This window comes from Mangrovibacter yixingensis (assembly GCF_020523985.1).
In the GTDB taxonomy this organism is placed as follows: Bacteria; Pseudomonadota; Gammaproteobacteria; order Enterobacterales; family Enterobacteriaceae; genus Mangrovibacter; species Mangrovibacter yixingensis.
This window is the reverse complement of the sequence record NZ_JAIVKM010000007.1, coordinates 1-23,353: the sequence shown is the minus strand read 5'-3', so window position 1 is coordinate 23,353 and position 23,353 is coordinate 1. Positions and strand designations below refer to the sequence as shown.

The following is a 23,353-nucleotide window of genomic DNA, read 5'->3' as shown; positions in this document are numbered from 1 at the left end:
CGTAATTCGTAAACCTGGTTAAACCGCGGCGGCCCCCGAGACAATCTCGGTGAGTTCCTGAGTAATGCTGGCCTGACGAGCTTTGTTGTATACCAACTGCAGCTCTTTGATCAGGTTGCCGCCATTATCGGTTGCAGCTTTCATCGCAACCATACGTGCGGCCTGTTCGCTGGCCAGGTTTTCTACCACGCCCTGATAAACCTGCGATTCGACATAACGGCGCAACAGGGTATCCAGCAGCGCTTTCGGATCGGGTTCATACAGGTAATCCCAGGATTTACGTTTTAAATCATCATCTTCTGATGCCGGTAAAGGCAGCAGCTGAGTGATGGTCGGAACCTGAGACATGGTGTTAATAAATTTGTTGCTGACAACGTAAAGCTTGTCCAGACGGCCTTCGTCGTAGGCCTGCAACATCACCTTAACCGGACCAATCAGTTCTGACAGAGCAGGGGAGTCCCCCATGCCTGTTACCTGTGCAACGACATTGCCGCCAACAGAATTAAAGAAAGAAACGCCTTTAGAGCCAATCAGAGCCAAATCACTCTGAACGCCTTTTTCAGACCACTCTTTCATTTCATTCAGCAGCCTTTTGAACAAGTTAATGTTCAGGCCGCCACACAGACCACGGTCAGTCGACACCACCAGAAAACCAACGTGTTTTACTTCGCGCTCTTCCAGGTAAGGGTGCTTGTATTCCAGATTACCGTTTGCAAGGTGACCAATCACTTTGCGCATGGTCTCTGCATAAGGACGGCTGGACGCCATGCGCTCCTGCGATTTACGCATTTTGGAAGCGGCGACCATCTCCATCGCTTTAGTGATCTTCTGCGTGTTCTGGACGCTTGCGATCTTACTACGTATCTCTTTTGCGCCGGCCATGAGCTTCTCCTCAATGCCTAACGGCTTGCCCCGAGAGACAAGCCGCAGACGTTACCAGGACTGGGTTGCTTTGAAGGAATCGAGGATGCCTTTCAGCTTGCCTTCGATTTCATCGTTGTAAGACCCAGATTGGTCGATTTCTTGCATCAGCGGAGCGTGCTCACGGTCAACGTATGCCAGCAGTGCAGCTTCGAAGCTACCGACTTTCGCCAGCTCGACATCACTGAGGTAACCACGTTCAGCCGCAAACAGAACCAGAGACTGCTGCGCAACAGACATCGGCGCATACTGTTTCTGTTTCAGCAACTCGGTTACTTTCTGGCCGTGATCCAACTGCTTACGCGTTGCATCATCAAGGTCAGAAGCAAACTGGGAGAACGCTGCCAGTTCACGATACTGTGCCAGAGCGGTACGGATACCACCGGACAGTTTTTTCATGATCTTGGTCTGCGCTGCACCACCCACACGGGATACGGAGATACCCGGGTTAACTGCCGGACGAATACCGGAGTTGAACAGGTTGGTTTCCAGGAAGATCTGACCATCGGTAATAGAAATTACGTTGGTCGGAACGAATGCGGAAACGTCACCCGCCTGGGTTTCGATAATCGGCAATGCGGTCAGTGAACCGGTTTTCCCTTTAACTTCACCTTTAGTGAAGGCTTCTACGTATTCAGCGTTTACACGCGCAGCACGTTCCAGCAGACGGGAGTGCAGATAGAATACGTCGCCAGGGAATGCTTCACGTCCAGGCGGACGACGAAGCAGCAGAGAAATCTGACGGTAAGCGACAGCCTGTTTGGACAGGTCATCATAAACAATCAGGGAGTCTTCACCACGGTCACGGAAGTATTCGCCCATTGCACAACCGGCATAAGGTGCCAGGTATTGCAGTGCGGCGGATTCAGACGCAGAAGCAACAACCACAACGGTGTTTTTCAGTGCGCCATGTTCTTCCAGTTTACGAACCACGTTTGCAATGGTGGACGCTTTCTGGCCGATAGCCACGTACACACATTTGATGCCGGAATCACGCTGGTTAATGATGGCATCGACAGCCAGAGCGGTTTTACCAGTCTGACGGTCACCGATGATCAATTCACGCTGACCACGACCGATTGGAATCATGGCATCGACAGATTTATAACCGGTCTGAACAGGCTGGTCGACGGACTGACGTTCAATAACGCCAGGCGCGATAGCTTCAACAGCAGAGAAGCCATCGTGCTCAACCGGGCCTTTACCATCAATAGGTTCACCCAAGGTGTTAACAACACGACCCAGCAGGCCATTACCTACCGGTACTTCAAGAATACGGCCAGTACACTTAACTTTCATGCCTTCGGCAAGGTCAGCATACGGACCCATCACAACTGCACCTACGGAGTCGCGCTCCAGGTTCAGTGCGATAGCGTAACGGTTACCCGGCAGAGAGATCATTTCACCCTGCATTACCTCGGCCAGGCCGTGGATACGGATAACACCGTCACTTACAGAAACAATAGTACCTTCGTTGTGAGCTTCACTCACCACGTTGAACTGAGCAATGCGCTGCTTGATCAGTTCGCTGATTTCGGTGGAATTCAGTTGCATGCTCCAGTCCCCTTAAGACTGCAAGACGTCTGCCAGGCGTTCAAGACGACCACGGACGCTACCGTCAATGACCATATCGCCCGCACGAATGACAATACCTGCCATTACAGACTTATCAATTTTGCAATTCAGCTTCACTTTGCGAGACAGACGTTTTTCCATCGCGGCGCTAATTTTCGAAAGCTGTTCTTCGCTTAACGCGCTGGCTGAAGTCACATCAACTTCAACGGTGGCCTCAAGGGCTGCGCGCAACAGAACAAACTGCTCAAGAACATCAGGAAGAACCGACAGACGCCCATTTTCAGCCATTACCTTAATCAGGTTCTGGGCATGAGTATCTACCTGGTCACCACAAATAGCGATAAACGACGCAGCCAACGTTTCAGGTGCCAATGCACCTGAAATCAGCTCAGCCACCTGTTCGTTCTTGGACACCTCAGCGGCAAACGCCAGCATTTCCTGCCAGCGATCCACATTCTGGTGTTCAACCGCAAAGTCAAAAGCTGCTTTGGCGTAGGGGCGAGCTACAGTAACAAATTCAGACATCAGCCCCTCCCTCCTTACAGTTCAGCGACCAGTTTATCAACGATGTCGCTGTTAGCAGCTTCATCCACGGAACGTTCAATAATCTTCTCGGCACCAACGATAGCCAGTTGAGCGACTTGCTTACGCAATTCCTCACGGGCACGTTTACGTTCAGCGTCGATTTCGGCCTGAGCCTGTGCCACGATTTTGTTACGTTCCTGTTCTGCTTCGGCTTTTGCTTCTTCCAGAATCTGAGAACGGCGCTTGTTCGCCTGCTCAACAATGACCTGAGCTTCAGCTTTCGCTTTTTTCAGCTGGTCGGTCGCGTTGGCCTGTGCAAGGTCAAGGTCCTTTTTAGCTCGTTCGGCTGAAGCAAGTCCGTCAGCAATTTCTTTTTGACGTTTTTCAATGGCAGCCATTAATGGCGGCCAGACATACTTCATGCAGAACAGAACAAACAGGACAAACGCGATGGCCTGGCCGAGGATTGTTGCGTTAAGATTCACAGCACAATGCCTCTTATCTAGTTAATGTTCTGATATTGCTTTATTTTTAAAGCAATGCTCACTACGCGACGGCGAACATCACGTACAGACCCAGACCCACAGCGATCATCGGGATAGCATCCACAAGACCCATAACGATAAAGAACTGTGTACGCAGCAGAGGAATCAGATCAGGCTGGCGTGCAGCGCCTTCCAGAAATTTACCCCCGAGGATGCCGATACCGATCGCAGCACCGATTGCCGCCAGACCCATCATCACAGCGGCAGCCATGTACAGCAGATCCATATTCAGGTTTTCCATGACAGTCTCCAGTTTGTTTCAGTTAAAACGCAGTAGTAGTGTTAGTAAAATTAATGCTCTTCAGATGCCATCGACAGATAGACAATCGTCAGAACCATGAAAATGAAGGCTTGCAGCGTAATGATCAGGATGTGGAAGATTGCCCATGGAACGTTAAGCAACCACTGTGACCACCACGGCAGCAGACCAGCAATCAGAATGAAAATCAGCTCACCCGCATACATGTTACCGAAGAGTCGCAAACCGAGAGAAACCGGTTTGGACAATAAGCTGACCCCTTCCAGAATCAGGTTCACGGGAATAAACACCGGATGATTGAACGGCTGAAGCGTCAGCTCTTTCGCAAAGCCACCAACGCCTTTCATTTTGATGCTGTAGAAAAGAATAAGTACGAAGACACCCAATGCCATGGACAAAGTGACGTTCACATCAGCAGACGGAACAACACGCAATGCAGGCAAACCAAGGATATGCTCAGCTATAAACGGCAGCAAGTCGATGGGCAGCAAGTCCATCAGGTTCATAAGGAAGACCCAAACAAAAATTGTCAGGGCTAACGGAGCGATAACCTTACTTTTGCCATGGTACATATCTTTGACACTACCATGAACAAAACCAACGATTAATTCGACCGCTGTCTGGAATTTGCCTGGTACTCCCGTCGTTGCACGCTTCGCAACACGATGGAAAACAACCAAGAACAACAGACCCAGAACCACTGAGAAAAACATGGAGTCAATATTCAGCGTCCAGAATGTGGCCGGGGGGTTTTGCGGATCCACCATTGAGAAAGTACGCAGGTCAATCTGTAAATTATGCAGATGGTGACCTATGTATTCCTGCGGTGTAGAGATTTCTCCTGCAGACATGATGCCTCTTACCCTTTGTTGTTAATTACAGCTGGCGCCAGTATCTGTACAACCAGCACCAATAACCATGTCACTATCAGCGGCAGCCAAACCGCCTTAAATACACCCAACGCCACAATCAGAATAGCAAACGTTGCCGCTACCTTAATGCCTTCGCCAATGGCGAACGACCAGGCCAGACGACTCTTAGAAAATGTTTGCGCCTGATGACGCCAGGCAAAAATCATAAAAACTACGTTAGGCAGCCAAACCGCCACGCCTCCACCAAAAGCAGAAGCTCCCCATACAGGGTCTTTGAGGCAAAAAAGCAATCCACTTGCTATCAAAGCCAAAAGTTGAACGAACAGAAGCTTAAGCGCTACGTTTCTACTCATAAGCGACACTGACATAACGTGAATAACTCCTGCTCCCTTTGAGGTATGTCGCGAGTCGTATAAAACTGTCTTTATGGCTCAGAGTCAAGTTCCAAAAAGCGAGCAAATTATACGGGGCGGACACGTGAATTCAAACAATAAGTAGCAAAAAGGTGAACAAATGTTTAAATAATTTTCTGTACACCTTTTTTCTAATGTTTTGTTCAAACCTCAGTCAGTTCACCAAAATTACCAATTAAGTGGTAACCACGTAGTTAAAAGCGTGTCTCCGATCACAAATCCAACAATTTCCTGCTTATCAATTTAAGAATAAACAGGAAAACAAAAAACATATCCTTATGAAAAACAAGTTCATTATTTAAATATTTTTAGAAAAGAGCCCCAAACACAATAAAAACCTTTTATTGACATTTAACTAAAAAATTTAACTTTCACTCTTTCCCGACAAACTATACCTTTTGTTCGCTCATATTTTCCATGTTTACTATTTATAAAGTTAACAAAAAGAGTGAAGTAAAAAATTAGAAAATAAAATGTTAATTTCGTGTGACTTGTAACTAACTATTACCCTGATTTAGCATGGCTTTTTTAACCATTAAGAAACAATCCTATTTCCACTTTTTTTGATAAATATTAATTTTTTTTTGGTCGAATAATCACCAGGTGACGCTCACCTTCCAGCTCAGGAACAGCCAGAGGAATAACCTTCTCCACAACCAAATGCTGTGGCAAGCTATCTATCTCATCCTGCGGTAACACACCTTTTAGAGCGTAGAAAAAGCCATTTTCAGCAGGAAGATGATGACACCAGGTCACCATATCAGTTAGCGATGCAAATGCCCGGCTAAGGACACCGTCAAATGCCGGGTCTGCAGGAAAATCTTCTACCCTGCTTTGCACCGGAGTGATGTTCTCCAGTTTTAGCTCATGCTGAACCTGCCGCAAAAACCTAACTCGCTTACCCAGACTGTCGAGCAAGGTAAAGTGTGAGTCCGGGCAAACAATCGCCAGAGGCACGCCAGGCAGCCCTGGACCGGTTCCTACATCGATAAAACGCTGACCTGACAGATGTGGGGCAACCACAATACTGTCCATAATATGGCGTACCAGCATTTCTTCAGGGTTACGCACGGAAGTCAGGTTATATGCCTTATTCCATTTGTTGAGCAGTTCAACATAAGCCAGCAACTGACTTTTCTGGTGAGAGGACAGAGTAATATCTGCATCATCCAACAGATGAGATAATTTGTTCAGCATATTCAGCACAACGTTACCTATAAAAAAATGGCCAGGTTAACCCTGGCCAGATGGTTATCTGTATCTTATCAGCATTAGGCAGTGCGACGAAGCAGCCCTTGTTTTTTCAGCCACACCAGCAAAATTGAGATTGCAGCAGGTGTAACACCTGAAATACGGGATGCCTGCCCAATGGATGACGGTTTATGGTCATTGAGTTTCGCAATAACTTCATTGGACAAACCGGAAACCTGACGGTAATCCAGCGTGGCAGGAAGTACCGTATTCTCATTGCGCAGTTGTTTTTCAATTTCATCCTGCTGACGAGCAATATAGCCTTCGTATTTAACCTGAATCTCAACTTGCTCAGCAGCCTGATCATTAACCAGTGCAGGAGCAAACTGAGAAAGCGAGGTTAATTGCTGGTAAGTCATTTCAGGGCGGCGCAACAAATCTTCGCCACTTGCTTCGCGTGTCAACGGCGTTTTGAGCAGTGAATTTACTTCAGCTGCGTGCTCAGATGCCGGGTGAACCCAGGTTTCTTTCAGGCGCTGGCGTTCACGCTCAATATGTTCCAATTTCTGGTTGAAGTGAGCCCAACGTTCATCATCCACCAGCCCAAGCTCGCGACCAGTCTCAGTTAAGCGTAAGTCCGCGTTGTCTTCTCTTAGCATCAGGCGATATTCAGCCCGAGAAGTGAACATACGGTAAGGCTCTTTAGTGCCCAGCGTGCACAAATCATCCACCAGCACACCTAAATAGGCCTGATCACGGCGTGGTGACCACCCTTCCAGGTCTGCAGAATATCTTCCGGCATTGAGACCTGCCAGCAACCCTTGAGCAGCGGCTTCTTCATAACCAGTTGTGCCATTGATTTGACCAGCAAAGAACAAGCCGTGAATATACTTACTTTCCAATGTCGGCTTGAGATCTCGTGGATCGAAGAAATCATACTCAATGGCATAACCAGGACGAACGATCTTCGCATTCGCCATACCTTCCATTGAGCGAACAATTTGCATTTGGACATCAAATGGCAGGCTGGTGGATATACCGTTAGGATAAATTTCGTTACTGGTCAGCCCTTCTGGCTCCAGGAAGATTTGGTGTGCGTTGCGATCAGCAAAACGCATAACTTTGTCTTCGATCGATGGGCAATAACGAGGGCCAATGCCTTCTATCACGCCAGCATACATTGGGCTGCGGTCCAGATTATTACGAATCACGTCATGAGTGCGTTCGTTGGTATGCGTGATATAGCAAGGAACTTGTTGTGGATGTTGACTTGCTGAACCCAGGAAAGAAAAGACCGGTACAGGGTTGTCCCCATGCTGTTGAGCCAGCACAGAGAAATCGATAGTCCGGGCATCAATACGTGGCGGAGTGCCTGTTTTCAGGCGGCTGACACGCAAGGGTAATTCACGCAGACGGCGAGAAAGAGGTATCGATGGCGGATCACCAGCACGGCCACCGCTATAGTTATCCAGACCAATATGGATTTTGCCGTCAAGGAATGTTCCGACAGTCAGCACGACTGCTTTGGCCCGGAATTTAAGGCCCATTTGTGTTACAGCACCAACCACCTGGTCGTTTTCGACTATCAGATCTTCAACGGCTTGTTGGAAGATCATCAGGTTTGGCTGGTTTTCCAGAGCAGTGCGTACCGCCTGGCGATAAAGAACCCGGTCGGCCTGAGCGCGGGTTGCTCTGACAGCAGGGCCTTTACTGGCGTTTAGTATCCTAAACTGGATACCAGCCTGATCGATCGCTTTTGCCATCAGGCCGCCAAGTGCATCCACTTCCTTAACCAAATGTCCTTTGCCAATACCGCCAATTGCCGGGTTACAGGACATCTGCCCCAGAGTGTCGATATTGTGTGTCAGTAAAAGGGTCTGTTGGCCCATACGGGCTGCAGCCATTGCTGCTTCAGTCCCTGCGTGACCCCCGCCAATGATGATGACGTCAAAAGGATCTGGATAAAACATGGTTACTAAGCCTCGCTGTTGCGAATTTGCGAAAGAGGATTCTTGCCCCGGGCTGGGGATTCTACTCAACTTTAGTCGATTGAGAAAGCACCAGGATCGAAGGTATTAAAAAGAAGATCTTTATATAGAGATCTGTTTTATTATGATCTCTTATTACGATCGCATGATGTTGTGGATAAGTGATTTTTCACCTTTTTATACAGGTGATTAGGTTAGATCATTAGCTGTGAATGATCGGTGATCCCATACCGTATAAGCTGGGATCAGTTTAATGACTTACTCACAACCCAAAAAACACACGATCGTTGTACATTGGATAACTACGGGTTGATCCAAGCTTTTACCCTGATTTATCCACAGCTAACTGCGCGATCTTTACACACTTGGGAGTAAATTTTTCCAGGAGAGCAGCCATTCTTCTGCCGGATCTTCCGGAATTTCATGTTCCAGGATGTTTATTTTCAGTAGTTCGCCAAGACGCTGAGCACCACATGACTGTAATAAGGTGTCCAGTTTATCTATCGCCCCACAGAATATGTCGTACTCACGGCTGCCAATACCTATTGCCCCGTACTGTACACCGCTTAAATCGGGTTTAGTTGCTTCTATGGCATCATATAAAGGCTGAAGGTTATCGGGTAGATCACCTGCACCATGAGTGGATGTTACGACTAGCCAGTAACCTGACTGATTGAGTTTACCCAGCTCCGGCCCATGGAGTGTCTGGGTGGTGAACCCGTCTGCATCCAGCAATGAAGCCAAATGTTCTGCGACATATTCAGCACTGCCCAGCGTACTGCCTGTTACCAACGTTATTTCTGCCATGGTTCCTGCCTTCAACAAACCGTGGCGTATTGTACGCTGTGAATCGCATGGGATCTACCTGTGGATAATATGGGTATTTGGCGTGTATGAATTAAGGGGTGATCGTCCGCATGATGGGATTCTGTAAGGAGATCAGAGTTTCCGTAGACTGTATCTCATCAATGGTCTGTATTTTGTTGATAAGTACTTGCTGCAGCGCATCAATAGATTTGCACATCACTTTGATGAAGATACTGTAATGGCCTGTGGTGTAATAAGCTTCAGTCACCTCTTCAAGGCTTTCCAGCCGGGCTAGCGCCGAGGGGTAGTCTTTAGCGCTCTTTAAAATAATGCCAATAAAACAGCATACATCGTAGCCTAACTGTTTTGGGCTGATATCAACCCGGGTTCCGGTGATAATCCCGGCCTGCTTCATTTTTTCAACTCGCACATGAATGGTTCCTGCGCTGACGCTAAATTGTTTGGCCAGCTCAGCATAAGCCGTACGGGCGTTAGCCATTAAGGCCTTGAGAATGTCGCGATCCAGATTATCGAGAGAGTAGTTTTCCATGAACAATTCCAGCCGGGATAAGCTTTATTGGTATTAGCTACAGGCATAATAAAGAAAGTAAAGAAGTTAGGGTATGCCTGCGCTATCAGAAATGGCGTTTAAACTGACGGGCCAGGCGGGTACCAGGGCCTGTGTCAAACTGCCAGATATGGTCAAAAATACGCATAATGCCGGGTTTGCCATGAGGCGACATTGCGACTGCGTGGAAGCGGTGGTGGTGCTGGTTTTGTAACTGACTGACTTTGTTTATGAGTTCTTCAGGCAGGCGCTGAGCAATAAAATCCGAGATGATCACTGCATCGGCATCAGCCCAGTGTGCAGTTTGCATATGTTTCACCACTTCTTCAAAACATCCTACAAGATCAGTACCTCCCCGGAACCGCTGGCTGAGAAAACGTATTGCCTGCTGCAAGCCATCTTCTGCGGTGAGTTCATAGCTGATGATTTCACTGGAAAATAGCATGACGTAGCATCGGCGGTCTTCTCTTAGCGCAATGCGCATCAACGCCAGACAGAATGCTTTTGCACATTGTTCATTAAACCCGCCCATAGAGCCTGAGGTATCGACACAGGCAATAAACGGCCCTTTGGGTTGCTCATCCATTTCTTGCTGGTGTGAAGGGCGTTGGACGATTTTTTCCCGCCATGCATCACCTTGAAGGCGGTAAGTCATCAATTGCTTTTCAAGTAACCGGCGGTAAAACTCATATTCCAGTTCGGAGATACCCAGTGCCGCCAATTCTGGCGGCAGTAACCGCAGGATATCATCGCTCTGGTGAAGCCCTTCTATTTGTTCTGGTACTGTAGCCGGTTCACGCACCATAACACGGGTCATTTCTGGTGGTGCATGATCTTTAGGGACACTTTTTGCGGCATTTGCCCGGCCTAGTTGTTCCGCCAGGCGCATTAATTCAGGCTGGGCATTTAAGAACTCACTGTATTGAATCAGCTGGCTGATATTCTCTGTGGCAAGATTACTGGTGCTCATATCCCATAAACGGCCTGATGTACGATCATTGTCGCTAAGTAATGGGTCCAGTTGCCGGGTGAGTTGCAGGCGTTTAAGCAACTCGGCCATGAGGCGATCTTGTTCTTCCGCCAGTAATTGGTGGTTCAGTGTTGTTGCCTGCATGATCAGGCTGACACGCCAGCGTTGTAAAAAGAGGGTATGCAATGCTGGTGTGACAGGCGGTGCTTCAGCTAAAAGACTCAGCCCTTGAGGCGCAAACGCCGAATCCACTTCAGTAAGTTGCCGGGTTATGTCATGAATTTGTTGGCTGAATTGCGCCGTAGAAAGTGGCTGAACCGCACGGAATAACATGACTTCCTGTTCGAGCTGTTTTGGCAGTAATGTGCTGTTCAACCGTGACTTAAGCTCATCCTTCCAACGGGGAAGATCGTTTTTAATCGCTTTTTTTAAACGCGGGTACTTTTCAAAAAATGCAACTAACTGTGGCGCTGCCAGGAGCGTCACTATTAATTCTTCCACCAGCCCTGTTTCACTAATGGCCAGCATGGTATCCAGTGCGGAAAGCGTCAGCATTGGCGAGCCTGTTTTATTTGCGCGCCTACATCCTGCAGGCTGGCCTCGATTTGCCCTAACCAGTCACTTTCAATGAACAGGCATTTTTGTTGCTCATTAAACAGCGCATGCTGCTTACGCCAACGGGTTTCGAGGTCATCCAGTTGTTGCCTGATATCATCGGGAAGCCCTTGTTGCGGTTTCCCCGGGAGAGCCAGCGTGCTGCCCTGCATGCTGACATCACGAATCACCAAGTGTTGTTTATTATCGACCTCAAGTTGTAAAGGTTGAGCAAAACCTATTCCATTCAGCTTGCCACGAATTTCACCGCCTTTCTGTAGCCACTGATCCATCGCCATTCGGTCCAGAGTAATATGAATGACATTCATATCATGCAGCCTGAGTGACTTTTGGAGCACCAGTGTCAGCGTGGTTGCTTCCAGCCCCTCGGGAAGTGAATAACTTTGGCGCCGTCCAAAAAAAGTATTCTGTTGTTTTATCAGGGTAAGCGCATTGTATTCACTTTGTTTTTGCTGCTGTGCCAGCCGTTGCTGTTGGATAGTGCTGAGTTCTCTCAGCAATGTGTTTTGTTGCCATGCTGCCCCGGTCATCAAAAGCGTTATTTGCTGTTGGACCATTTTGAGGCTGTCCATATCGTGCCACAGGCAATCTTTAAGCAGGATAAGGTCGATAGGGGCCAACTGTTCCCGCCCACTAAAGAAGGCACAGGCTTGCAATAAACGTAAGGCTTTTTTCCAGCGACGGTCTGAAATATAAGGGGATTCTGGTTGTTGTTCGAGCTGCTGGCGAAGCTGAAACAGCAACTCGAACACGTTATCCGGCAGGGGGATTTTAGTAATGGCTTTTTGCCATTCAGCAAACTCTTCGTCTGAGACTTGCAGGCCTTCTGTTACCGGATTTTCATGCTCATCCTGATGGCTTATCAGCATGGACCGGAAGTTGTTTTTTTCCTGTACTTTATCGAGCCACAGGCGAATAAGCATGCGGTCGTACAGTGCTTCCAGGCTGTTATCCGCTTCAGGTAGCTCGTTTGAGGCTGTAACCAGAAGGCGCATAGGAATGGCGGCTTCACTGGCACCATTACGAAACCGGCGTTCATTAATCGCAGTGAGTAATGTATTCAGTATCGCCGGCCCGGCTTTCCAAATTTCATCCAAAAAAACAATCTCTGCATCGGGCAGATACCCCTGAGTAAGGCGCTCATAGCGCCCTTCATCTTTCAATGCCTGGATTGATAACGGGCCAAAAACTTCTTCCGGGGTAGAAAAACGGGTCATCAGGTATTCAAAAGCGCGGGCATGACGGAATGCGAACTTCAGGCGGCGGGCAATCAGGCTTTTGGCAATACCCGGCGGGCCTAACAGAAAAACGCTTTCACCACTGAGCGCTGCGAGCAGGCACAACCTGATGGCATGCTGACGTTCATATAAGCCTTTTTCCAGTGCCTGGCTAAGGCGTGAAATTCTTTCTGCCAGTAAATGTGCTTGAGACATAATTTATCTGTTTCTCACCCGATTAATGCGATGTATCGGAAGTATATACGCTTCGTTCTGTATGCTGCAGTATTGCCAGGTTTTCGTTGTGTTATTCGTGATAAACGTTTTTCACTAAGACTGGGCTGAGACAGCGTGGTTTTTCTTCATGGTTGTTACGTCTGGCCCGGGTTATTCACTACATCATTCAGACCTTACTGAGATGATAGTGGCCTATAGCTGTTTCTTATAGATACTAAAATAAGCCTGGAATCAGTGTATAAGTTATTTGCGCTAAATTAACTGGATACGATTTAGGGGTACGATTTTTCTCACAATCGTGCATACTGAGCGCTTTTTGTGGGCCAAGGGACTAAGCGCACGAGTTAAATCTAAACGAAAAGATTAGTCTATGAGCACTGAAAATAAGCAGGCTTTGCCAGCGGTCACACTGGCGGCTATCGGGGTGGTTTACGGCGATATAGGTACCAGTCCGCTTTATACGCTGCGTGAATGTCTCTCCGGTCAGTTCGGTTTTGGCGTTGAATATGGCGCGGTATTGGGTTTTTTATCACTGATTTTTTGGTTATTGGTTTTTGTTGTTTCCATTAAGTATCTGACTTTTGTTATGCGTGCCGATAATGCAGGCGAAGGGGGGATACTGACATTAATGTCGCTTGCCGGGCGTAATACCACGGCTAAACTGACGTCAGTTCTGGTTATTATGGGGCTGATCGGCGGCAGTTTTTTCTATGGGGAAGTCGTTATCACCCCGGCAATTTCAGTTATGTCTGCCATTGAAGGCCTGGAAATTGCGGCTCCGTCACTGGATGCCTATATCGTTCCTCTTTCTATTATTGTTCTGACACTGCTGTTCATGATTCAAAAGCATGGGACAGGAATGGTTGGCAAACTTTTTGCGCCAATTATGCTGGCCTGGTTTGCTGTGCTCGCTGTGTTAGGTGCCAGAAGTATTATGGCTAATCCGGAAGTTCTTAATGCAATTAATCCCATTTGGGCTGTGCGTTTCTTTATGGAACATAAAGAAGTGTCGTTCCTGGCATTGGGAGCAGTTGTGCTTTCTATTACCGGTGTTGAAGCGCTGTATGCCGACATGGGGCATTTTGGCAAACTGCCGATTCGTATCGCCTGGTTTGCGGTGGTGTTACCGTCTTTGATATTGAACTATTTTGGTCAGGGGGCTTTATTACTGAAAAACCCTGAAACCATCAAGAACCCTTTCTTCTTGTTAGCGCCTGACTGGGCACTGATTCCGTTGTTGATCCTGGCAACGCTGGCAACGGTTATTGCCTCTCAGGCTGTTATTTCTGGGGTATTCTCGTTAACCCGGCAAGCTGTACGTTTGGGTTACCTGTCGCCCATGAAGATAATCCATACATCAGAACGGGAATCGGGGCAGATTTACATTCCGGTTATTAACTGGATGCTCTATTTTGCGGTTGTGCTGGTAATTATTGGGTTTGAACATTCCAGTAACCTGGCGGCTGCTTATGGGATAGCGGTGACCGGGACAATGGTACTGACTTCCATTCTTGCCTGTACCGTGGCGCGTAAAAACTGGCACTGGAACAAAGTTGTGGTGGGTATCATTTTGGTGACACTACTGTGTGTCGACATTCCTTTATTCTCCGCTAACTTGCAGAAGGTGTTGTCTGGTGGTTGGTTGCCGCTGACCCTTGGATTGCTGATGTTTATTGTCATGACAACCTGGAAAAGCGAGCGTTTTCGCCTGCTACGCCGGATGCATGAACATGGCAACTCTCTGGAAGCTATGATTGCCTCCCTGGAAAAATCGCCGCCAGTACGAGTACCAGGTACTGCGGTATATATGTCACGGGCGCTTAATGTTATTCCATTCGCCCTGCTGCATAATCTTAAACACAATAAGGTACTGCATGAACGCGTGATTTTACTTACCCTGCGTACCGAAGATGCACCTTATGTTCACAATGTGCGTCGTGTATCCATTGAACAGCTTTCCCCCACGTTTTGGCGGGTGGTCTCCAGTTATGGGTGGCGTGAAACGCCAAATGTTGAAGAAGTATTCCACCGTTGCGGCCTGGAAGGATTAACCTGCCGAATGATGGAAACCTCTTTCTTTATGTCTCATGAGTCTTTGATTATTGGCGGAAAACGCCCGTGGTATCTGCGGTTGCGTGGCAAGCTGTTTATTTTGTTGCAGCGTAATGCCTTGCGGGCACCAGACCAATTTGAAATTCCCCCTAACCGTGTTATCGAACTGGGTACTCAGGTCGAAATCTAACGCGCGTACTTTGATGCTGGCAAGGACGCCAGTGTTTGCCTTCCTTTTCCCGTCACTTGCTTCACTTTACGCCGTAGTTAAAATCAGCGAAACGTTTCGATAGCGATCACATTTCTTTAACTCATCTGTTGTTGAACCCGTTTTCAGGACGTTAAACTCTTTTCAGCGAAACGTTTCGCTGATGGAGTGTAAAGATGAAAAAAGGCACTGTACTGAACGCTGACATTTCTTCTGTTATTTCCCGTCTGGGGCATACAGATACTATCGCCATTGGTGATGCCGGGCTTCCCGTTCCAGCATCAACCCAACGTATTGATCTGGCATTGACTCATGGTGTGCCTGGCTTTTTGCAAGTTTTTGGCGTGGTAATACAAGAAATGCAGGTTGAGGCAGTGACTCTGGCTGAAGAAATTAAGCAACACAATCCCACTCTTCATGAAACGTTGCTTGAGCAAATCAGGCAGCTGCAGCAACACCAGGGGAATCAAATTGAAGTGACCTATGTCCTTCATGAAAAATTTAAAAAACAAACCGCAGACTGTAAGGCGGTCATTCGCAGTGGGGAGTGTTCTCCGTATGCGAATATTATTCTTCACGCAGGCGTGACCTTTTAGGGGTTTCTATGGACGCGTTACTGCAACTCAAAGGGATCGATAAAGCGTTCCCGGGCGTAAAAGCCTTATCAGGTGCTTCATTAAATGTCTGGCCGGGCCGAGTTATGGGGCTGGTGGGCGAAAATGGTGCGGGTAAATCCACCATGATGAAAGTGCTTACGGGTATCTATTCCCGCGATGCCGGAGAACTTCTTTGGCTGGGAAAAGAGACAACATTCAGCGGGCCTAAAGATTCCCAAGAAGCGGGTATTGGTATTATCCACCAGGAACTTAACCTTATCCCGCAACTGACTGTAGCTGAGAATATTTTTCTTGGCCGCGAGTTTGTTAACCGGGTTGGGCGTATTGACTGGAAACGTATGTATCGCGAAGCCGATGCACTGCTTAAGCACCTGAATTTACGTTTTACCAGTGACTACCTGGTGGGTGACTTATCTATCGGCGACCAGCAAATGGTTGAAATCGCCAAGGTGCTGAGTTTTGAATCCCGAGTCATCATTATGGATGAACCAACGGATGCCCTGACTGATACCGAAACTGAGTCGTTGTTCCATGTCATTCGAGAGCTGAGAGCGCAAGGGCGTGGCATTGTATATATTTCACATCGCATGAAAGAGATTTTTGAAATCTGCGACGATGTGACCGTGTTTCGTGACGGGCAATTTATTGCCGAACGTGAAGTCAGCTCGCTTACAGAAGACAGCCTGATAGAAATGATGGTTGGTCGTAAACTCGAAGAGCAGTATCCGCATATTGATAATGCACCAGGCGATGTTCGCCTGAAAGTGGATAACCTGTGCGGGCCAGGTGTGCATGACATTAGTTTTACGTTACGTAAAGGCGAAATCCTGGGCGTTTCAGGGCTGATGGGCGCTGGCCGTACCGAGCTTATGAAAGTGCTGTATGGTGCGCTGCGGCGTACCAGTGGTTATGTCACGCTTGATGGGCATGAGGTGGTTACTCGCTCTCCACAAGATGGCCTGGCGAACGGCATCGTTTATATCTCGGAAGACCGGAAAAAAGATGGCCTGGTGCTGGGGATGTCCGTTAAAGAGAATATGTCTTTGACTGCCCTGCGCTACTTCAGCCATGGCGGTGGCAGCCTGAAACATAAAGATGAACAACAGGCCGTCAGTGATTTTATCCGCTTGTTTAATATCAAAACACCATCAATGAACCAGGTTATTGGTTTCTTATCCGGAGGGAATCAGCAAAAAGTAGCGATTGCCCGCGGCCTGATGACCCGCCCTAAAGTCCTTATCCTTGATGAACCGACTCGTGGTGTGGATGTCGGGGCAAAAAAAGAGATCTATCAGCTTATTAACCAGTTTAAGGCGGAAGGGCTGAGCATCATTCTGGTCTCATCTGAAATGCCTGAAGTGCTTGGTATGAGTGATCGCATTATGGTGATGCATGAAGGGCATCATGGTGGTGTATTTACACGCGAGCAGGCCACTCAGGAAGTCTTGATGGCAGCCGCCGTTGGCAAGCTTACCCGTGTGTAACAGGAGCAAAAAATGAGTACCCAGTCTATTCCATCCCGTCGTTGGTTCAGTAAGGCCTGGCTGATGGAGCAAAAATCGCTGATTGCGCTCCTGGTGCTGATTGCCATTGTATCTACAATGAGCCCTAATTTTTTCACAGTAAACAACCTGTTTAATATTCTCCAGCAAACCTCCGTGAACGCCATTATGGCCGTCGGGATGACGCTGGTTATCCTCACCTCTGGTATTGATTTGTCCGTTGGTTCGTTACTGGCGTTAACGGGGGCTGTGGCAGCATCCATTGTGGGGATTGAAGTCAATTCACTGGTTGCCATCGCTGCTGCTCTGGCGCTGGGTGCGGCTATTGGTGGCGTTACCGGGGTGATTGTTGCGAAAGGGCGGGTGCAGGCGTTTATTGCCACACTGGTCATGATGCTGTTACTGCGCGGGGTGACCATGGTGTACACCAATGGTAGCCCGGTTAACACAGGGTTTTCCGATAACGCAGACTTGTTTGGCTGGTTTGGTATTGGTCGCCCACTGGGTATCCCAACGCCAGTATGGATTATGGCAATCGTGTTCGCTGCTGCATGGTATATGTTGCACCATACGCGCCTGGGCCGTTACATCTATGCGCTGGGTGGTAATGAAGCCGCAACCCGTCTGTCCGGGATTAGTGTTGATAAAGTAAAGATTATTGTCTATTCCCTGTGTGGCCTTCTGGCTTCTCTGGCTGGCATTATTGAGGTCGCGCGTCTTTCTTCTGCTCAACCTACTGCCGGGACGGGGTATGAATTAGATGCGATTGCCGCTGTGGTGCTCGGTGGGACCAGCCTTGCTGGCGGGAAAGGGCGCATTATGGGAACGCTTATCGGCGCGCTGATTTTGGGCTTCCTGAATAATGGTTTGAATTTATTAGGTGTTTCTTCCTATTACCAGATGATCGTCAAAGCGGTTGTAATTTTGTTGGCGGTGCTGGTGGACAACAAAAAGCAGTAATTCATTACTCTACAGGACATCTTGATATGAATATGAAAAAACTGGCAACCCTCGTTTCTGCTGTTGCTTTGAGCGCGACAGTGAGTGCAAATGCCATGGCAAAAGATACCATCGCACTGGTTATTTCTACTCTGAATAATCCCTTCTTTGTTTCCCTGAAAGACGGTGCTCAAAAAGAGGCGAATAAACTGGGTTATAACCTGGTGATTCTGGATTCTCAAAACAATCCGGCGAAAGAGTTGGCTAACGTACAGGATCTGACAGTACGTGGCACTAAACTGATGCTGATTAACCCAACTGATTCCGATGCTGTGGGCAACGCAGTGAAAATGGCTAACCAGGCTAAAATCCCGGTTATCACCCTTGATCGTGTGGCAAACCAGGGCATTGTTGTTAGCCACATCGCTTCTGATAACGTTGCTGGTGGGAAAATGGCGGGTGACTTTATTGCGAAAAAACTTGGCGATAACGCCAAAGTTATTGAGTTACAGGGGATTGCCGGGACTTCTGCTGCGCGCGAACGTGGTGAAGGTTTTGCCCAGGCGGTTGCTGCTCATAAATTTAATGTTCTTGCCAGCCAGCCTGCAGACTTCGACCGTACAAAAGGCCTGAACGTTATGCAAAACCTGCTGACTGCGCATCCTGATGTGCAGGCCGTGTTTGCGCAGAATGATGAAATGGCATTGGGTGCGTTACGTGCTCTGCAAACCGCAGGGAAATCAGGTGTATTAGTTGTTGGCTTTGATGGCACCGATGACGGTATCAAAGCGGTTGAAAGTGGAAAAATGGGTGCCACAGTTGCCCAGCAGCCTGAGCAAATTGGCGTTATCGGCGTTGAAACGGCAGATAAAGTGCTTAAAGGCGAAAAAGTTGAAGCTAAAATTCCGGTGGATCTGAAACTGGTTACCAAATAACACGACATTAAGAAAAGCATGGCAGCGCCACCTGTAAGGTGGCGCAACTAAAAAGGACATCCTGATAATGAAGACCACTGAGAAGCTTGTTGTTCTGGGGAGTATCAACGCGGACCATATTCTTAACCTTGCGCAGTTCCCAACGCCTGGGGAAACAGTAACTGGTCAGCATTATCAGGTTGCCTTTGGTGGCAAAGGTGCCAACCAAGCCGTTGCTGCAGGCCGCAGTGGCGCGAATATTTCTTTTATCGCTTGTGTTGGGGGCGATGATATTGGTCAGCAAGTACGTCAGCAGTTAGCCAGCGACAACATTGATGTTTCGCCGGTTGATTCTGTTGATGGGGAATCTACTGGGGTAGCGCTTATTTTCGTAAACCAGGAGGGTGAGAACGTTATCGGTATTCATGCAGGTGCCAATAGCGCACTAACGCCTGAGCGGGTAGAAAAGCACAATACACTGATTGCCAGTGCATCAGCATTATTGATGCAACTGGAGTCCCCAGTGGAAAGTGTACTTACTGCTGCCCGTATTGCTCATCAGAACGATACCACTGTTATTCTTAACCCAGCTCCAGCCTGCCCACTTTCTGATGAATTACTGGCTCTGGTGGATATTATTACCCCTAATGAAACGGAAGCAGAGAAATTAACCGGTATTCGTGTTGAAACAGAAGCTGATGCCTCCAAAGCCGCACAAAAGCTACATGAAAAAGGCATTGGTATCGTCATGATAACCATGGGAAGCCGTGGTGTGTGGGTAAGTGACGGAAGTATTAATGAACGTATTGCCGGATTCAAAGTTAAAGCCGTAGATACGATTGCCGCTGGTGATACCTTTAATGGCGCGCTGGTTACTGCGTTGATTGAAGGGAAACAGTTGCAGGACGCCATTCGTTTTGGTCATGCCGCTGCCGCCATTGCGGTAACCCGCAAAGGGGCTCAGCCATCGGTACCATGGCGTGAAGAGATTGACCGTTTTCTTTCTGAGCAAGGATAGTTTTTGTGGCGACAATGAAAGATGTGGCGCGGCTGGCGGGGGTTTCCACATCAACGGTTTCTCATGTCATCAACAATGACCGCTATGTCAGTGACCCGGTGCGTGAAAAGGTCGAGTCGGCTGTCAAACAGCTTAACTACGCGCCTTCGGCTCTGGCCAGAAGCCTGAAGTTGAACCAGACCCGTACTATCGGAATGCTGATTACCGCCAGTACCAACCCGTTTTATTCGGAACTGGTTCGTGGCGTGGAACGGAGTTGTTTCGAACGGGGCTACAGTCTGGTGCTGTGTAATACCGAGGGCAATGAACAGCGTATGAACCGCAACCTGGAAACATTGCTGCAAAAGCGTGTCGATGGGTTACTGTTATTGTGTACTGAAACACACCAACCTTCCCCCGCTATTATTGCGCGTTACCCGGCAATTCCTATTGTGATGATGGACTGGGAGCCATTTAGTGGCCCCAGTGATCTGATTCAGGATAACTCATTACTGGGAGGCGACATGGCCACTCAGTACCTTATTGACAAAGGCTACCAGCGTATCGCTTGCATTACTGGTCCATTAGATAAAACACCTTCCCGCCTCCGTCTTGACGGTTACCGTGCTGCCATGTCCCGTGCTGGGTTAACTATCCCTGAAGGGTATGAAATTACCGGTGATTTTGAGTTTTCTGGTGGCTACCAGGCTATGCAGTCATTACTTGCGTTACCTGAGCGGCCTGACGCTGTTTTTGCCGGTAATGATGCGATGGCCGTTGGCGCATATCAGGCTCTGTATCAGGCAGGAGTGTCTGTGCCTCAGGATATGGCAGTTATTGGCTATGATGACATTGAACTGGCGCAGTATATGACTCCGCCACTCACCACTATTCATCAACCAAAAGATGAATTGGGTGAGCTGGCAATTGATGTGCTTATTCATCGTATGGCTGAACCAGCACAGCAGCAGCAGCGTTTACAGCTTACGCCAGAACTCATCATCAGAGGTTCCGCCTAGTCATGCATTTTTCTGGCAATTAAATTTCTCCCGTCTTTCTTCTTCAACATTAAAAAGACGGCGCCAGACAGCATTGTGATCAACCCCATCGTCATAAACGTATGGTGGAATTGTGCAATGGTATCAAGGTGCGGAAATCCGGCATAGAAGCGTAAAACTACAGCACTGACTGCCACGCCCAGGCTAATGGATAATTGTTGTGTAACGGCCAAAACGCTGTTCCCGCTACTGGCATCTTCATCAGACAGGTCGGCAAGTGTAATGGTGTTCATGGACGTAAACTGTGTGGACATTGCCATGCCTAAAATAAACAGTGGTAAAATCAGTTCCCATAGAGCCATACCGGGTGATTGCAGGGAGAACTGGGCAATCATCAAGCCAATAAAAATGGTAATTCCCACCAGTGTGGTGCGGTAGCCGAATTTCCTCAGCACTTGTGTCACTGTCGATTTTGCCAGAATAGACCCAACAGCTGTTGGAGCCATCATGCAACCAGCTATAAACGCCGGGAAACCAAACCCCACCTGAAGCATTAACGGCATCAGGAAAGGAATGCACCCGGTACCAAGGCGGGAGGCTATATTGCCCAAAATACCTACCGAGAATGTGCGTGTTCTGAATAGAGGCAAGGCAATCAGTGGTGCCGGATGGTTATGAGCATGAGTCACATACCCTAGCAGTAATGCGATTCCTCCCAGCGTAATACTGCCAGCCAGCCAGGGCTCAACAATCTTTTCACCAAATAACTCAACACCACTGGAGATAAGAACCAAACTCAGGCCAAATAACAAAAACCCTGGCAGATCAAAATGCCTTGGGGGTGTCGTGAAATTGGGCATGTACTTTCTGGCATAAAGCAGCCCCATAATTCCTATCGGGATATTGATGAGAAATATCCAGTGCCAGCTCGCCCATGTAACAAGAATCCCTCCCAGTAAAGGTCCTAAAATCGGGCCCACCAGACCGGGCATAGTGACAAAGTTTAAAACTGGAAGCAGTTCACTGCGTGGGTAAGCACGCAATAGTGCAAGCCTGGCTACAGGCATCATCATTGCCCCACCAACCCCTTGAATGACACGGAAGATGACCAGTTGGCCCAGAGATCCGGATAGCGCGCATGCCAGTGAACCCAGTGTAAACAAGGTGACAGCAATCATGAAAACCCGGCGTGTACCAAATCTGTCTGCCAGCCACCCACTAACAGGAATCAACATGGCGACAGTCAGCGTGTAACTGATAATCGCCGATTGCATTGCCAGGGGAGAACGATTCAGGCTGTGAGCAATAGCCGGAAGCGCTGTGTTTAAGATAGTTGCGTCAAGCGCCTGCATAAAGAAAGCCATCGCGGCTATCCATGGCAAGCCAGACATGCTTCGAGCTTTATGGAGCATACCAATCCTGCTGTTTGTACGCCTGGTGTATGGTTATTTATCTTCAGCCAGCAATGCCTGGCAGGCAATGAACGCCTGTTGACTGTCGCCTTTTATGATTGCGTCGACAATAGCCTGATGGCTGTCGAGTTTGATAACTTCATTGTTAGCAATAGAAGAAAAATAGTTGTAATAAACAGACCTGAACAGGTTCGCAAAAGAAGAAAGAAATGGATTTCCGCTCATGATGTAAATTTGTTCGTGGTAAGTAGTATCTATATCTACCCATGTTTCGCGATCATATTTAGTTCGTAGTGCTTTCATATCTTCCATTGTTGATGCCAGGCGGGCTTTTTGCTCACCGGTACCATTATTTGCCGCCAGCGCACAGGCCTGGGGTTCAAGGCTATTACGCATTATCAGGAAGTAATTAACTATTTCACTGAAGTTATCCTGGGTCATCCACCAGGTGAGTAACTCTTTATCGAGGAAGTTCCAGTTGCTGCGGGGCATAACCCGCGTACCAATACGTGGTCTGGGAAGCACCATACCTTTTGCAGCCAGGGTTTTTACAGCTTCACGCACCGCCGTTCGGCTGACGCTGTACAGTTCACCTAACTCCATTTCGCCAGGTAAAATAGATCCTGACTCATACTCACCAGTCAGTATTTTGCGGGCTAATTTCTCGGCCAGTACCCAGGAAAGGTTTTTTTGGGCCGCCAGTTGTTGTGCATTTAATGACATGCGGGGTAATCCTCAGGCATCTTGACTGCTTTAGTATGCCACTCGGCACTCTTTCATGGCGTTTAATTCAGCAAATAACAGCATATTTGCTGAATTTCTCATCGGGGTGGTGAAAAAAAGTGCGCTTAGTTAATTTTTTTAAATTTTTACTTGCCTGTCTGAGCAGAGTCCCTATAATGCGCCACCACTGACACGGCACAACGGCAAACAAACCGGCCTGTCAGGCAAAGTTAAGTGAAAATAAATGCTTGACTCTGCAGCGGGAAAGCGTAATATACGCAGCCCGCG

The 23,353-nt window shown here is 48.1% G+C and carries 22 protein-coding genes; 7 read left to right on the top strand and 15 right to left on the bottom strand.

Annotated features, from left to right (window positions below):
• Nucleotides 1-18 precede the first annotated feature (18 nt).
• From atpG to ravA, 13 genes are all read right to left on the bottom strand, one after another.
• Entirely contained in the window at nt 19-882 is an 864-nt protein-coding gene (atpG, locus tag LC084_RS18420; protein WP_226572725.1) for a F0F1 ATP synthase subunit gamma, read from the bottom strand.
• A 51-nt stretch (nt 883-933) separates the two neighbouring features.
• The gene (atpA, locus tag LC084_RS18415) at nt 934-2,475 is read right to left on the bottom strand and encodes a F0F1 ATP synthase subunit alpha (protein ID WP_226572722.1); all 1,542 of its coding nucleotides are present in this window, start codon (nt 2,473-2,475) and stop codon (nt 934-936) included.
• A 12-nt stretch (nt 2,476-2,487) separates the two neighbouring features.
• Nucleotides 2,488-3,021 carry a F0F1 ATP synthase subunit delta gene (atpH, locus tag LC084_RS18410; protein ID WP_226572720.1) on the bottom strand — a complete coding sequence of 178 codons (534 nt, stop codon included), beginning with the start codon at nt 3,019-3,021 and terminating at the stop codon, nt 2,488-2,490.
• A 14-nt stretch (nt 3,022-3,035) separates the two neighbouring features.
• A complete protein-coding gene (gene atpF, locus LC084_RS18405; RefSeq protein WP_036114010.1) occupies nt 3,036-3,506 on the bottom strand; it encodes a F0F1 ATP synthase subunit B in 471 nt (156 codons plus the stop codon).
• A gap of 61 nt (nt 3,507-3,567) precedes the next feature.
• Entirely contained in the window at nt 3,568-3,807 is a 240-nt protein-coding gene (atpE, locus tag LC084_RS18400) for a F0F1 ATP synthase subunit C (RefSeq protein ID WP_000429386.1), read from the bottom strand.
• 50 nt (nt 3,808-3,857) lie between these two features.
• Nucleotides 3,858-4,676 carry a F0F1 ATP synthase subunit A gene (gene atpB, locus LC084_RS18395; RefSeq protein WP_226572718.1) on the bottom strand — a complete coding sequence of 273 codons (819 nt, stop codon included), beginning with the start codon at nt 4,674-4,676 and terminating at the stop codon, nt 3,858-3,860.
• Nucleotides 4,677-4,684: 8 nt separating this feature from the next.
• Nucleotides 4,685-5,065, bottom strand: a complete 381-nt coding sequence (atpI, locus tag LC084_RS18390) for a F0F1 ATP synthase subunit I (RefSeq protein ID WP_226572717.1) — start codon at nt 5,063-5,065, stop codon at nt 4,685-4,687.
• Nucleotides 5,066-5,683: 618 nt separating this feature from the next.
• Entirely contained in the window at nt 5,684-6,307 is a 624-nt protein-coding gene (gene rsmG, locus LC084_RS18385) for a 16S rRNA (guanine(527)-N(7))-methyltransferase RsmG (protein ID WP_226572716.1), read from the bottom strand.
• Nucleotides 6,308-6,381: 74 nt separating this feature from the next.
• Nucleotides 6,382-8,271: a tRNA uridine-5-carboxymethylaminomethyl(34) synthesis enzyme MnmG gene (gene mnmG, locus LC084_RS18380; protein WP_226572715.1), complete on the bottom strand. Its 1,890-nt coding sequence runs from the start codon at nt 8,269-8,271 to the stop codon at nt 6,382-6,384.
• Between the two features lie 375 nt (nt 8,272-8,646).
• Nucleotides 8,647-9,096 (bottom strand): FMN-binding protein MioC, encoded by a 450-nt coding sequence (gene mioC / locus LC084_RS18375; RefSeq protein WP_226572714.1) that lies wholly within the window; start codon nt 9,094-9,096, stop codon nt 8,647-8,649.
• Between the two features lie 91 nt (nt 9,097-9,187).
• Entirely contained in the window at nt 9,188-9,646 is a 459-nt protein-coding gene (gene asnC / locus LC084_RS18370) for a transcriptional regulator AsnC (protein WP_226572713.1), read from the bottom strand.
• Nucleotides 9,647-9,731: 85 nt separating this feature from the next.
• A complete protein-coding gene (viaA, locus tag LC084_RS18365; RefSeq protein ID WP_226572712.1) occupies nt 9,732-11,189 on the bottom strand; it encodes an ATPase RavA stimulator ViaA in 1,458 nt (485 codons plus the stop codon).
• A complete protein-coding gene (ravA, locus tag LC084_RS18360; RefSeq protein ID WP_226572711.1) occupies nt 11,183-12,682 on the bottom strand; it encodes an ATPase RavA in 1,500 nt (499 codons plus the stop codon). The genes viaA and ravA overlap by 7 nt, the downstream gene beginning before the upstream one ends.
• A gap of 391 nt (nt 12,683-13,073) precedes the next feature.
• Between ravA and kup the strand changes: the two genes are divergently transcribed.
• The 7 genes from kup (at nt 13,074) to rbsR (ending at nt 20,951) form a co-directional block, all read left to right on the top strand.
• Entirely contained in the window at nt 13,074-14,945 is a 1,872-nt protein-coding gene (gene kup / locus LC084_RS18355; RefSeq protein WP_226572709.1) for a low affinity potassium transporter Kup, read from the top strand.
• Nucleotides 14,946-15,139: 194 nt separating this feature from the next.
• Nucleotides 15,140-15,559, top strand: coding sequence for a D-ribose pyranase (rbsD, locus tag LC084_RS18350; RefSeq protein ID WP_110027812.1), 420 nt, complete (start codon nt 15,140-15,142; stop codon nt 15,557-15,559).
• Nucleotides 15,560-15,567: 8 nt separating this feature from the next.
• A complete protein-coding gene (rbsA, locus tag LC084_RS18345) occupies nt 15,568-17,064 on the top strand; it encodes a ribose ABC transporter ATP-binding protein RbsA (RefSeq protein WP_226572707.1) in 1,497 nt (498 codons plus the stop codon).
• A gap of 12 nt (nt 17,065-17,076) precedes the next feature.
• Nucleotides 17,077-18,042 (top strand): ribose ABC transporter permease, encoded by a 966-nt coding sequence (rbsC, locus tag LC084_RS18340; RefSeq protein WP_036114049.1) that lies wholly within the window; start codon nt 17,077-17,079, stop codon nt 18,040-18,042.
• A 26-nt stretch (nt 18,043-18,068) separates the two neighbouring features.
• Nucleotides 18,069-18,956: a ribose ABC transporter substrate-binding protein RbsB gene (gene rbsB / locus LC084_RS18335; RefSeq protein WP_226572704.1), complete on the top strand. Its 888-nt coding sequence runs from the start codon at nt 18,069-18,071 to the stop codon at nt 18,954-18,956.
• Between the two features lie 67 nt (nt 18,957-19,023).
• Nucleotides 19,024-19,953: a ribokinase gene (rbsK, locus tag LC084_RS18330; protein ID WP_226572703.1), complete on the top strand. Its 930-nt coding sequence runs from the start codon at nt 19,024-19,026 to the stop codon at nt 19,951-19,953.
• Nucleotides 19,954-19,967: 14 nt separating this feature from the next.
• Nucleotides 19,968-20,951 carry a ribose operon transcriptional repressor RbsR gene (rbsR, locus tag LC084_RS18325; protein ID WP_226573024.1) on the top strand — a complete coding sequence of 328 codons (984 nt, stop codon included), beginning with the start codon at nt 19,968-19,970 and terminating at the stop codon, nt 20,949-20,951.
• On the opposite strand, the gene mdtD is transcribed toward rbsR, so the two are convergent.
• Both mdtD and LC084_RS18315 read right to left on the bottom strand, forming a co-directional pair.
• Nucleotides 20,948-22,342 carry a multidrug transporter subunit MdtD gene (mdtD, locus tag LC084_RS18320; RefSeq protein WP_226572702.1) on the bottom strand — a complete coding sequence of 465 codons (1,395 nt, stop codon included), beginning with the start codon at nt 22,340-22,342 and terminating at the stop codon, nt 20,948-20,950. The two genes, rbsR and mdtD, sit on opposite strands and share 4 nt — an antisense overlap.
• A gap of 33 nt (nt 22,343-22,375) precedes the next feature.
• On the bottom strand, nt 22,376-23,065 hold the full coding sequence (locus LC084_RS18315; RefSeq protein ID WP_226572701.1) for a FadR/GntR family transcriptional regulator: 690 nt from the start codon (nt 23,063-23,065) through the stop codon (nt 22,376-22,378).
• Nucleotides 23,066-23,353 lie beyond the last annotated feature (288 nt).

Excerpts from the sequence above, each read along its gene's own strand:
- kup (WP_226572709.1), top strand. The coding sequence starts at position 13,074 with ATGAGCACTGAAAATAAGCAGGCTTTGCCAGCGGTCACACTGGCGGCT.
- rbsK (WP_226572703.1), top strand. The coding sequence starts at position 19,024 with ATGAAGACCACTGAGAAGCTTGTTGTTCTGGGGAGTATCAACGCGGAC.
- atpH (WP_226572720.1), bottom strand. The coding sequence starts at position 3,021 with ATGTCTGAATTTGTTACTGTAGCTCGCCCCTACGCCAAAGCAGCTTTT.
- LC084_RS18315 (WP_226572701.1), bottom strand. The coding sequence starts at position 23,065 with ATGTCATTAAATGCACAACAACTGGCGGCCCAAAAAAACCTTTCCTGG.
- atpI (WP_226572717.1), bottom strand. The coding sequence starts at position 5,065 with ATGTCAGTGTCGCTTATGAGTAGAAACGTAGCGCTTAAGCTTCTGTTC.
- atpE (WP_000429386.1), bottom strand. The coding sequence starts at position 3,807 with ATGGAAAACCTGAATATGGATCTGCTGTACATGGCTGCCGCTGTGATG.
- rbsA (WP_226572707.1), top strand. The coding sequence starts at position 15,568 with ATGGACGCGTTACTGCAACTCAAAGGGATCGATAAAGCGTTCCCGGGC.
- mdtD (WP_226572702.1), bottom strand. The coding sequence starts at position 22,342 with ATGCTCCATAAAGCTCGAAGCATGTCTGGCTTGCCATGGATAGCCGCG.
- mioC (WP_226572714.1), bottom strand. The coding sequence starts at position 9,096 with ATGGCAGAAATAACGTTGGTAACAGGCAGTACGCTGGGCAGTGCTGAA.
- atpA (WP_226572722.1), bottom strand. The coding sequence starts at position 2,475 with ATGCAACTGAATTCCACCGAAATCAGCGAACTGATCAAGCAGCGCATT.
- rbsR (WP_226573024.1), top strand. The coding sequence starts at position 19,968 with ATGAAAGATGTGGCGCGGCTGGCGGGGGTTTCCACATCAACGGTTTCT.
- ravA (WP_226572711.1), bottom strand. The coding sequence starts at position 12,682 with ATGTCTCAAGCACATTTACTGGCAGAAAGAATTTCACGCCTTAGCCAG.
- rbsD (WP_110027812.1), top strand. The coding sequence starts at position 15,140 with ATGAAAAAAGGCACTGTACTGAACGCTGACATTTCTTCTGTTATTTCC.
- rsmG (WP_226572716.1), bottom strand. The coding sequence starts at position 6,307 with ATGCTGAACAAATTATCTCATCTGTTGGATGATGCAGATATTACTCTG.
- asnC (WP_226572713.1), bottom strand. The coding sequence starts at position 9,646 with ATGGAAAACTACTCTCTCGATAATCTGGATCGCGACATTCTCAAGGCC.
- rbsC (WP_036114049.1), top strand. The coding sequence starts at position 17,077 with ATGAGTACCCAGTCTATTCCATCCCGTCGTTGGTTCAGTAAGGCCTGG.
- mnmG (WP_226572715.1), bottom strand. The coding sequence starts at position 8,271 with ATGTTTTATCCAGATCCTTTTGACGTCATCATCATTGGCGGGGGTCAC.
- viaA (WP_226572712.1), bottom strand. The coding sequence starts at position 11,189 with ATGCTGACGCTTTCCGCACTGGATACCATGCTGGCCATTAGTGAAACA.
- atpG (WP_226572725.1), bottom strand. The coding sequence starts at position 882 with ATGGCCGGCGCAAAAGAGATACGTAGTAAGATCGCAAGCGTCCAGAAC.
- rbsB (WP_226572704.1), top strand. The coding sequence starts at position 18,069 with ATGAATATGAAAAAACTGGCAACCCTCGTTTCTGCTGTTGCTTTGAGC.
- atpB (WP_226572718.1), bottom strand. The coding sequence starts at position 4,676 with ATGTCTGCAGGAGAAATCTCTACACCGCAGGAATACATAGGTCACCAT.